The organism is Streptomyces sp. NPDC057654, from assembly GCF_042800135.1.
In the GTDB taxonomy this organism is placed as follows: domain Bacteria; phylum Actinomycetota; class Actinomycetes; order Streptomycetales; family Streptomycetaceae; genus Streptomyces.
In genome coordinates this window covers 1-9582 of sequence record NZ_JBHVHQ010000270.1, presented here as the reverse complement: position 1 = coordinate 9582, position 9582 = coordinate 1, and the positions used below count along the sequence as shown (strand labels likewise).

General features: G+C 67.7%; 12 protein-coding genes, 1 tRNA gene and 1 pseudogene. 6 read left to right on the top strand and 8 right to left on the bottom strand.

Going from position 1 to position 9582, the window contains the following annotated elements; genetic code table 11:
- Positions 1-513: 513 nt before the first annotated feature.
- The 4 genes from ACFU99_RS20765 to ACFU99_RS20750 all read right to left on the bottom strand — a co-directional run bounded on the left by ACFU99_RS20765 (position 514) and on the right by ACFU99_RS20750 (position 2926).
- On the bottom strand, positions 514-963 hold the full coding sequence (locus ACFU99_RS20765; protein WP_384394097.1) for a spore-associated protein A: 450 nt from the start codon (positions 961-963) through the stop codon (positions 514-516).
- A 37-nt stretch (positions 964-1000) separates the two neighbouring features.
- On the bottom strand, positions 1001-1483 hold the full coding sequence (locus ACFU99_RS20760; RefSeq protein WP_384394095.1) for a spore-associated protein A: 483 nt from the start codon (positions 1481-1483) through the stop codon (positions 1001-1003).
- A 163-nt stretch (positions 1484-1646) separates the two neighbouring features.
- Entirely contained in the window at positions 1647-1856 is a 210-nt protein-coding gene (locus ACFU99_RS20755; protein ID WP_384394094.1) for a DUF397 domain-containing protein, read from the bottom strand.
- 401 nt (positions 1857-2257) lie between these two features.
- The gene (locus tag ACFU99_RS20750) at positions 2258-2926 is read right to left on the bottom strand and encodes a YdcF family protein (RefSeq protein WP_384394092.1); all 669 of its coding nucleotides are present in this window, start codon (positions 2924-2926) and stop codon (positions 2258-2260) included.
- A 168-nt stretch (positions 2927-3094) separates the two neighbouring features.
- Here ACFU99_RS20750 and ACFU99_RS20745 point away from each other — a divergent pair, with 168 nt between their 5' ends.
- Positions 3095-3757 carry an HAD family hydrolase gene (locus ACFU99_RS20745; RefSeq protein ID WP_384394091.1) on the top strand — a complete coding sequence of 221 codons (663 nt, stop codon included), beginning with the start codon at positions 3095-3097 and terminating at the stop codon, positions 3755-3757.
- Positions 3758-3898: 141 nt separating this feature from the next.
- Here the strand turns inward: ACFU99_RS20745 and ACFU99_RS20740 are convergent, their stop codons facing one another.
- Both ACFU99_RS20740 and ACFU99_RS20735 read right to left on the bottom strand, forming a co-directional pair.
- The gene (locus ACFU99_RS20740) at positions 3899-4411 is read right to left on the bottom strand and encodes a hypothetical protein (RefSeq protein WP_384394089.1); all 513 of its coding nucleotides are present in this window, start codon (positions 4409-4411) and stop codon (positions 3899-3901) included.
- A gap of 16 nt (positions 4412-4427) precedes the next feature.
- A complete protein-coding gene (locus ACFU99_RS20735; protein ID WP_384394087.1) occupies positions 4428-5873 on the bottom strand; it encodes a hypothetical protein in 1446 nt (481 codons plus the stop codon).
- 300 nt (positions 5874-6173) lie between these two features.
- Between ACFU99_RS20735 and ACFU99_RS20730 the strand changes: the two genes are divergently transcribed.
- From ACFU99_RS20730 to ACFU99_RS20720, 3 genes are read left to right on the top strand one after another with little or no spacing between them, the layout of a single operon-like run.
- Positions 6174-6521, top strand: a complete 348-nt coding sequence (locus tag ACFU99_RS20730) for a hypothetical protein (RefSeq protein ID WP_384394085.1) — start codon at positions 6174-6176, stop codon at positions 6519-6521.
- The gene (locus tag ACFU99_RS20725; RefSeq protein ID WP_384394083.1) at positions 6518-6772 is read left to right on the top strand and encodes a hypothetical protein; all 255 of its coding nucleotides are present in this window, start codon (positions 6518-6520) and stop codon (positions 6770-6772) included. The genes ACFU99_RS20730 and ACFU99_RS20725 overlap by 4 nt, the downstream gene beginning before the upstream one ends.
- Positions 6769-7266 carry a hypothetical protein gene (locus ACFU99_RS20720; protein ID WP_384394082.1) on the top strand — a complete coding sequence of 166 codons (498 nt, stop codon included), beginning with the start codon at positions 6769-6771 and terminating at the stop codon, positions 7264-7266. Before ACFU99_RS20725 ends, ACFU99_RS20720 begins: the two co-directional genes overlap by 4 nt.
- Here ACFU99_RS20720 and ACFU99_RS20715 read toward each other — a convergent pair.
- Entirely contained in the window at positions 7235-8008 is a 774-nt protein-coding gene (locus tag ACFU99_RS20715; RefSeq protein WP_384394080.1) for a VOC family protein, read from the bottom strand. The two genes, ACFU99_RS20720 and ACFU99_RS20715, sit on opposite strands and share 32 nt — an antisense overlap.
- A 137-nt stretch (positions 8009-8145) precedes the next feature.
- A tRNA-Val gene (locus ACFU99_RS20710) sits at positions 8146-8220 on the bottom strand.
- A gap of 213 nt (positions 8221-8433) precedes the next feature.
- Here ACFU99_RS20710 and ACFU99_RS20705 point away from each other — a divergent pair.
- Together ACFU99_RS20705 and ACFU99_RS20700 are read left to right on the top strand one after the other, a co-directional pair.
- Entirely contained in the window at positions 8434-9225 is a 792-nt protein-coding gene (locus tag ACFU99_RS20705; protein ID WP_384394079.1) for a DUF4097 family beta strand repeat-containing protein, read from the top strand.
- A 113-nt stretch (positions 9226-9338) separates the two neighbouring features.
- Positions 9339-9582, top strand: a pseudogene (locus tag ACFU99_RS20700) (hypothetical protein); the annotation flags it as partial.

Genomic DNA, 9582 nt, shown 5'->3' with positions numbered 1-9582 from the left:
GTCGGAGTGGAGTTTCCCCACCCGTGGGCCCTCCTCCCACGGGCGGAAACCGCCCCCGAACGGCCAGCCGCCCCCAGGCGCAGCGCAGCGCGCCCTTTCCCTTCGGCTGCCGTGGGCCGCAGGCCCGAAACACTCCCGCACCCGAGCCACCGGACAGCCACCTCATCGCGGCAGCAGCCAGCGGCGCAGCGCAGCGGAGCCAGCCTGAGCCCCAGCCACGAGACGGGCCGCAGACAGCAAACCGACAGCCGCCCCACGCGGCAGCCACCCAGCCCCCCAGCCCCCGCCCGGGGATGGGTGCCGCCCGACCGGTGACTCAGCAGCAATAACTGAGGCACCGGCCGGGCGCACGACGCGGGTGAAGGTCCGGGAGGCGCTTTCGTGGAGGCGTCTGCCGGCGCTCGTCCGACAGACGCCACCCTGCGCGCACCTCATGCACCTCATGCACCTCACATAGACGGCGCACCGCGGCGACCTACCCCTACCAGCAGCTACGACACCCCGAGTCCAAACTCAGTGACTACGGGCGAAACTCCCACAGTTGGAAGCAGTGGTGGTGACGGAGACTCCGTCGATCTCGCCGCCCCAATCGACGCAGGAGCCGCGAGCGGCGAGGTAGACGGGCCCGGCGTACGTGCCGTACTGCCCACTGTCCGAGGCGGGGGACCCGTGGCCGCCGCTCTGGCCGACCCAGGTCCGTACGAATACGGGCGCGCCGGCGGTGTTGCGGATGGTGACAGCACAGTTCTTGCCGGTGGCGGAGCTGTAGGTCAGATAGACGACGCCGCGGCTGCCGATGGGCGCGGAATTCACGACGTTGTAGCCACTACCGCAGACGCCGTTATAGGCGGCGACGGGCGCGGCGGGCGCGGCCGGGGCGGCAGGAGCAGCGGAGGCTGCGGTGGCGGCGAGAACGGTGGAAACGCTTGCCGCAGCAAAGGCGACGGCCCCAACCCTGAGAATCGAACGCTTCATGGAACTCTCCTCTTATCCGCGAGTATCAGCGAGCCGTCTTGGCGAAGGTGCCGCAGTTGGACTTGTTGACCGTGACGTCCTGGTTCTCGATGGCCCCGCCCCAGTTGACACAGCGCCCCTTGGCAGCGAGATAAACGGGCCCGGCGTACGTGCCATATTTTCCGGAGTCGACGACTGGCGTCGACTCGCGCTCCTCGACCAACTGCACCCAGGCGGCCATATGTACGGGCGCGCCAGCGGCGGCGCGAACGGTGACGACACAGTTCTTTCCGGTGGCGGAGCTGTAGGTCAGGTAGACCTTCCCCTTGTCCCCGATCGGCGCGGAGTTCACGACGCCGTAACCCGCCCCGCAGGCACCGTTATAGGCGGCCTCCGCTGCGACGGGAGCAGCCGAGGCCGCCGTACCCATCGTCAGCACTCCCAAACTCGCCACCGCAAACACGGCAGCTCCGGCCGCGATACGCACATGCTTCACGAAACCCTCCCCATTTCGATTGCCGTTGCGCATCAAGAGACATGCGGGGCCCGGGGATGGTTGTACAGCACGAGTGAACTACTGCCACGGATGGGTGAGTTGCAGACGCAAGGCAGCCCGCGCAGCGTTCAACCGGCTTGGCATCAGAGGCAAGAGCAGGGTGACCGATCGCAGCTCGTGGCCCACTCGGACGGAACTACCTCAGCTTCCCGGCTCTTGCGGCGATGACGAACGACAACCAGGAACTTCCGTCGAAGCTCAGCACGGGGCCGCCGGAATCCTTGGAGTCCCTCACCAGGATTCCGTCCGGAAGGAAGGAAGCCTCCACGCATTCGGTGGTGTTAGCACCGCTGTATGAGGACTTGAACCACGCGTCCTCAGGTATTTCTGAGGAAGCTCGGGGCATCACATCTCCTTGCGAACACGTTCGATGAGAGCGGACGTCGAAGCCGTGTCCAACGCTTGGGCACGCAGGTAGTCGAAGGCACACGGACAGCCCTCGTCTCCGACCTGCTCCCTTGGCTCTCGGCCCAGGGGGACGACCCGGACGACTTCCTCGACCGTGCGCAGATGCACTACGAGTCGGAGTCTGAGGCTGCATGAGGCACAGCCGGAGCGCTACAGCTCCGGCCGAGACCAAGCGATCGGCTGTCGACATCCCCCACCGCCCGCGCTGATGCCGCCTCTGGCCATCAAGGTCCAAGGTCAGCAACACGCGGATGGAGGTCTCGGCCATAACCGAAGTCGGGCGGGGCGAAGGCATCCAGCACTTGGGTGAGAGCCCCGACGACGGGCGGGCCGGGCAGGTCAGCGGGCGATGAGGTGGCCGGTGAAGCCGGCTCGGACGAGGGATTCGTACGCCGTGCGCACGTCCTCCGGGACCTCCTGCTCGATGGCGAATCCGAGTTGCGGATACTCGATCACCCGCTGGAGGTCGCCGACGACCATGTCCAGGACGAGTCGCTCGTCACCGATGGACTTCACGTAGTCGCCGAGCTCCAGCGGATCCGACGCGCAGCGGAACTCGACATCGGGCCACAGCTTGCGGGCGGTCGCGAACGCGCGTCGTTCCATGTAGGGCTTGGAGACCAGCAGCACCGTGGCCGGCGTGATGCCGACATCGTCGAGGACCTCACGCGCGAAGGCGATGTTCTCGCCGGTATTCGTCGCGTTGGGCTCCAACAGGATCGCTTCCGTGGGCACACCGAGATCGATGGCGCGCTCACGGAAGTGAACGGCCTCCCCACGGGGAAAGACCTCGACGGTGGCCGGACTATTGCCGCCGGTGAAGACCAGGGTCTTGAACAACCCGGCGCGGTACAGCTCGGCCGCGTGGGCGGCAACACCGATGTCGTGGCTGCCCAGGCCGATCGCCACATCGGCGGGACGCAACTCGTGGTGCATCAGGTGGTAGTCCCAGATCAGCTCGGCTTGGCGCCACTGGCCTTCAGCAATGGTCCGCTGCTGGTCGCTCACTCACGTTCTCCCTGATCACCGATGCCGGGGGCCGGTCGCCCCTCGCCGCTGGACGTCCTCAACGCTATGGCGTCAGAGCATTCTCCGTCCGCTTCGGCTTTCGGTACGCGGGAGTACGCACCCCACCCGCACCCCACCCGAGCCCACACCGTCCCCTACTCTTCCCGCATGATTCGCGCTGTCGTATTCGATGTCGGTGAGTGCCTGGTCGACGAGACCCGCGAGTACGGCACGTGGGCCGATTGGCTCGGCGTCCCACGCCACACCTTCTCCGCCATGTTCGGCGCCGTCATCGCCCAAGGCCGCGACTACCGCGAGACCTTCCAGGAATTCCGACCCGACTTCGACCTGCACAAGGAGCGCGAGAAACGCGCGGCAGCCGGGAAACCGGAGCACTTCGCCGAAGAAGACCTCTACTCCGACGTACGAACCGCCCTCACCCAACTACGCGCCGACGGCCCCTGGCTCGGTATCGCGGGCAACCAGACCGTACGCGCCGGGCGCATCCTCCGCGAGCTGTTCACCGACGACGTCGACCTCATCGGCACGTCGGACGACTGGGGCGCGTCGAAACCGGACCCGGAGTTCTTCGTACGCGTCGCCCAGGCAGCGCCCTTCGAGGCCGAGGAGATCCTGTACGTAGGCGATCGTCTCGACAACGACATCCGCCCCGCCGTCACCGCCGGCATGCGGACCGCCCTCATCCGGCGCGGGCCCTGGGGCACCATCCAACAACGCGATCCCGAAGCCGACAGCATCACGACCATCCGCATCGACTCACTCGACGAGTTGTCGGGGAAGGTCGCGAAGCTCAACGCCGGAGAGCACTGATCGTCGCCTCATTCCTCCCCCGTACAGCCGGTCATCAAGGTCGAGGACACCCTGTGCGTGAGCCACCCCTGCACAAGGGCACGCCGCCACCTCCCGCACCTCGGCCATTACACCGAGCAGAGGCGTTCGGGCAGATCGTCGTCAGCGCTGCCTCTCACAGTCCTTCTTGCTCTCACGTGACGCGCCCGCCGGCCAGACCACATCGACGGGGAGACCCTTCTCCCGGGCCTCCACGACGACATCGGCGGTGCCTCCGCCCTTCCCGCTGGGCGGCGTACCGTCCCACACAGCGACAAGGCGGTCCGCACGGGCGAGCACCTGCCGATTGGCTGCCTCGTAGGCTTCGCGGTTCGCCGAATCGTACGGCATGACCAAGACCTCATACGCGGCCGCGACCAATCGGTCGAAGAGGTCAGCGTGGTCCGGCTTCACCTTCGTCTCCCGGTAGTCCCGAGAGGGAAGCACCACCACCAAACGGCCCCCGGATTGCAGGATCGCGTCGGCGAACAGGCTGTCGGAGCCTCGCGCGATGCAGGAGATACCCGTCAGGGATTCAGCGGGGTAGGCGTCAAGGAACTGCCGCAGCGCGGCTCGAACCGAGTCGGCCGTGGCAGCGGTCAAATCCATGTGCCCGGTCACAGCGATGGTGGTCACGCCGCTTCCCCTCTCGTCAACTGGCCAGCAGGCCACGAATTCTATGGCGGGCCTCACGCAATGGCGCGGAAGCGCTGTGGCCCACCGTGTGGGGGTACAGGACACCGAGCTGTGTACGCACACGTCCTGATTGCGTGCCCTGCGCCGCGTCAACTGCCAGGTTGGTCTGTTCAACAGCCCCGTTCACGTCACCAGCCAGGAAGCAGCATTCCGCGAGCCCAATACGGTCGAGCGCCCAACTTCGCCCGGCCTCCGGGCCCCTCCCCGCCAGCGCTTCACGAATCCGGTCAGCGGCGGCTTGAGCGTGCCTTTGGGCGTCGTGACGCGCCAGGTCCAAAAGACGGCCCCCGGTCACCCCCGCCAGCTCGGACTCGTCGAAGTACGCGATCCAGTACGGTTCCGCCTCGGCCCCAGCTGCTTCGGTGAGCGCCTCCTCGGCCTGGGCGGTGGCCCTGCGAAAGGCAGCTTCGCGTCCCATGGCTGACATCGCCCACGCCTCTCGCGTGTATAGCATTGCTCTGACGCGGGGCCCCGCGATTCCTCGGGAGCCTTCCTGTGCGAGTCGAACGAGCTCGACTGCGTCCTGCGGCTGGTCGCGGTACAGCATCTGACGTGCCATGCCCGCCAAGACATTTGCTCCGAAGGCGGTGTCACCTCCGGCGTGAGCGGACCGAAGCGCGAGGGCGTAATAGTCCTGAGCACGGCGCTGCAATCCGGAGTCCCACGCCATCGTTGCGGCCAGGCCGGCGAGGTGGGCCATAACCACGTACAACCGCCGCTCGATGGAGGGGCTCTGACGCTCCTCCAGCGCGCTGCTCACCTCGGATAGCTGACCCAGCACAGCTTTCCGGCGGAGTCCCCCGCCATACCGGTGATCCCAAAGGCGGAATGTCCGTGCGGCCTGTTCAAGGTTGTTCATTTCCCTTGTTCCAATACGCCCTTGAGGGCCCCGTTGAATTGCGGGAGCTGCTGGTTTGAGCCACCCCTCCAAAGGGTCGAGCAGCGAAGCGCCGGTTACAGCCGACGCGGTCAGCGCCCTCGCGACCGTCCGTCGATCCATCACGAGATCGCTCCTCGTCAGCTCTGCGGCCAGGTCGACCGTGGTGTCGGGTCTCCACGAAGCCTCATGTGCAGGAATTTTGCCTGGAGCCGGAGGAGCGGTACCTGGCAGGCATTGCGACTCCTCCCACGGACGCGGTGCGAGGCCGAGCAAGCGGCCGGGAATCTGTAGCCCGTCAGCAATCCGGCAGATCACGTCGAAACTGGTGACCCGCTGGGTGCCGTTTGTGATCGTAGACACTTTCCCGGGGGTCAGACAACAAGCCGACGCGATCTTGTTCTGGGAGAGGCCGCCCCACTTCTTGATGAGGGCGAACACTGACGCGAAGTCGTGCTCGGCAAGGGCCTGACGCAGATCGTCCCGCGCAAAGATATCTGCGCCGAGCAAGGACTTTGCGACCATAGCTCCAACCTTCCGCGTGCTCGTCGACGTGGCTTGTCGCCGTACACCTACACAACGATCCCCTTACCGCTTCGGTAACCCCTGCTGGTTATCCCGCACTTCATCGACTCACGCCACCCTCGTGGTGTGAAGAAGCCACTAGGCACACTGCGGGAGGCGCTGATGTTCCCCCTGAGACAGGACCATCTACATCTAGCTGCAAGGCTATTGACTACCAGTCAAGAAGCCGCGCGTGCAGCTGAGGAAGAATGGTGGCACCGGGGTGTTGCCCTCTTCCGTGTCGGACCGGCTTGGGACGCGGTGAAGCTGCCGGTGCGGCTGGTGCACGGCCTTGCCGAGGGAGGCAACTGCGGACGCGTACGAGCCACGCTCCACCGCTTCGGCGTCACCGGGCCCGTACTCCTCGAACGCGGAACGTACGTCCTCCTGGTACCGCCCGGCACCGCCGCGACATGGGATGCAGCGGCCGAGTGCGTCACCACCACTGACCGCGAAGCCCACTACATGGGCCTGCCCGCACCCCACACCTGCGACGGGCCGTGGGCCCACTGGGTGATCCCACCGAGCACCGTTCTGAGCCCGTCGCCCGCCGTGCGCGCCCTCGTCGAAGCGGGCGCAGACGTCCCCGTAGAAGTGGCCGAGTCGTGAGCTACCCCGGTAACCGGCACTCGCCACACCCCTCCCCCGACGTCGGCCCCGCCCTCGGGGACGCCATGGAGACATTGCAACTCGCCATGTGCCTACGAGCCTTGCACGAGGCCCGTACCGCGCTCTTCGCTCACTACCGCAGACTGCCCAAGGACCTCGTGGGGCCCATCACGGGTGCGTTCCGGGCACTGGACGACGCCGTACGCATCGCGAAAGGCCGCAGCTACCAGCATCCGCAGGACCGCCCATGAACACCACCCACCCTCTGTCGACGGCCCACTGGCTGGCCGCCTCCGCCCCTGAACCCGGCGCCGTACTCGCCCTCTGGGCCCAAGGGCGGACCGCCACCGTCATCACCGGTCCGTACTGGGACACCGTCGAAATGCCCCTCGGCCTCTCCAGCCGGACCGCGACTTTCCTCGCCTACCGCGGCCACCACATCGGACCCCACCTGCTGTGCGGCGTAGAGCGCACGGCCTGGTGGCTCGTACCGGCCGGCGCAGGGCGCATCCTCGCCGACGTGCAACAGGTCAAGGCGCTGCCTCCCGGCTGTCCCATCACCGCGCCGTGCCCCGGCACCTACACCGGCAACCGGCTCTGGGTCCTCCCCGAACCCACCGTCCGCACCCCACGCCCCTGGCTCCGACTCACCTCGCCACAAGCCCTGCGCACGGCCATCGGCGAAGCCGGCCGCTCTCGGCCCCCGAGCCGCGTCAGCGCCCCGGCGGCGGAGTCGCGATCTTGAACTCGTTGCCCAGGGGGTCGAGCAGGCCGGCCATCCGGCCGTACGGGGTGTCGGCCGCGGGTTCGATCAGGCGGGCTCCGGTCTCGACGGATGCGGCCACCGTGGCGTCGACGTCGTGCACCTGGAAGTACGGCCGCCAGTGGGGAACGGCCTCCTGCCCGACCTGGAAGACTCCGGCACGGGGCTCGCCGTTCGCGTGGAGGGTCCAGTACTCCATGGAGACGTCGGGCGGCGTGTCCATCCGTTGGGCTTCTACGTCCAGCAGCGCGCCGTAGAAATCGGCCGCCGCCTTCGCGTCGGTGGTGACCAGCTCGAACCAGTACAGGCAGCCGGGCTCTCCCCAGACTTCGAAACCGGGGAACGGGCCGGGCTGCCACATGCCGAACGCCGCGCCGGTCGGGTCCTTGGCGTGGGCGAAGCGGCCGACGCCGGGGGCGTCCATGCCCGCGACCACGACCTGGCCGCCCAGCCCCTCGATCCGGCGGGACGTGGCGTCCACCTCGTCCACGGCGAAGTACCCGGTCCAGGGCATCAACGGCTCATCCGGCGGCATGAGCCCCACACCAGCCACGGCCTTCCCGCCGACCGTCTGCACGGCATACCTGTTCGGGTCGTCCGGGTCCGCGTCGCCGGACCAGCCCAGGAGCGGCTGGTAGAAGCTCAGCAGTCGGTCCTGGTCGCTCAGCAGCGTGTCCAGCCAGCACACCGCGCCCTGCGGGTGCGGCAACGTCGTCTCAGGCATGGGCCAATCCTCCGCATCCCCTACCTACCCTGTGTCACCTCATACGGTCAGACTGGCATGCTCGGCGGGCTCCCGCCAGGTCGGCAGGTCGGGAACGAAAAAAGCCCCCGATCGCTCTCGATCGGGGGCCTTTCCCCTGGTGGGCACAGCTGGTTTCGAACCAGCGACATCTGCCTTGTAAGGGCAGCGCTCTACCGCTGAGCTATGCGCCCGTGGACGAAAGGACAGCGTACATGCCCGCGGCAGGTGGGCCACACCTGGTGGGGCCCACGGGGCAGGCGTGGGGTTAACCCCACCACTCTTCCGGTAGTGAGCTGGATCGTTTGCGTGGTGATCGATTCGTAGGGTTGCGGTGACGGTGCGGGCCGGATGGCCGAGTGCCGAATGATCTTGTGTTCTGTAGCGAAAGCACCCTGGAGACCGCCGTGGCATCCCGCACCCGACCCCGCACCCACCGCACCCGGACCGCCGTCCGTACCTCCCTCATCGCGGCAGCGGTCCTGGTGGCCGGGGTCGCCGTGGCCGGGTGCGGCGAGGACGCCTCGGACGCGGAGCCGGAGCACAAGTCGTTCTCGCTCAGCGGGAAGGCGCTGACCGTCGACAGCGACAATTCCAAAGTCGAGGTGGTCACCGGCGCCAAGGACGCCAAAGACGTCAAAGTCACCCGGTGGTTCAAAGGCAAGAGCATCGGCGGATCCGCCGAAGCCAGCTGGGAGGTCAACGGAGACACCCTGAAGCTGCGCATCCATTGCAGCGGCATCAGCGCCACCTGCTCCGCCAAGCACAAGGTCGAGGTGCCGGCCGGCATCGCCGTGACCGTCAAGAGCGACAACGGGCCGGTGAAGGCCGAAGGAATCCGCACCCCGCTCCACCTCACCGCGAAGAGCGGGCCCATCACCGTGCGGGACGCCGCCGGGCCGCTCGACATCAGCACCACCAACGGCGCCGTCAAGGCGACCGGCATCGCCTCCTCGCAGGTCAGGACCGAGACCTCCAACGGACCCGTGCACCTCGCGCTCACCCGCACCCCCGACCGCCTGGACGTTGCCACCACCAACGGCGCCGTCGACGTCGAGGTGCCCCACTCCCCGTACAAGGTCGACGTCAGGACCAAGAACGGCACGCAGTCCGTGGACATCCCGCGCGACGACGCGAGCAAGCACGCCGTCTCGGTCCGCACGGACAACGGACCGGTGAAGCTGCGCACCGCGAAGTAGCACCACGAAGCAGCGCCGCGAAGCAGCGCCGCGAACTAATCGGCCGGTGTGTTCGTCTTTAACGGGTGGGAGAATGGCATCCGGGCCAGGGGCGATCCATCGGGAGAGGGCACGTGACGGCGACACTCGCGCAGTCTGTACGGCCGACACGTCCGGCACGGCCGGTACGCCGCCGATTCGCCGGCGCCGCTGCGGTCCTCGGCGAGAGCGTCGCGCTCGTGCTGCTGCCGCTGCCCCTGCTGATCGCCGCCGCGCCCGCCGCCTTCGCCGGCGGCGGCACCCGGCGCTGGGGCTGGGGCCGCGGCGAGGGCCAGCGGGCCGACGCGCAGGCCGCGAAGGACGCCGCCGCCGCGGCCT

Bases quoted from the DNA above. Each gene is read 5' to 3' on its own strand.
- ACFU99_RS20760 (WP_384394095.1), bottom strand. From the start codon at position 1,483: ATGCGCAACGGCAATCGAAATGGGGAGGGTTTCGTGAAGCATGTGCGT.
- ACFU99_RS20755 (WP_384394094.1), bottom strand. From the start codon at position 1,856: ATGCCCCGAGCTTCCTCAGAAATACCTGAGGACGCGTGGTTCAAGTCC.
- ACFU99_RS20745 (WP_384394091.1), top strand. From the start codon at position 3,095: ATGATTCGCGCTGTCGTATTCGATGTCGGTGAGTGCCTGGTCGACGAG.
- ACFU99_RS20735 (WP_384394087.1), bottom strand. From the start codon at position 5,873: ATGGTCGCAAAGTCCTTGCTCGGCGCAGATATCTTTGCGCGGGACGAT.
- ACFU99_RS20720 (WP_384394082.1), top strand. From the start codon at position 6,769: ATGAACACCACCCACCCTCTGTCGACGGCCCACTGGCTGGCCGCCTCC.
- ACFU99_RS20715 (WP_384394080.1), bottom strand. From the start codon at position 8,008: ATGCCTGAGACGACGTTGCCGCACCCGCAGGGCGCGGTGTGCTGGCTG.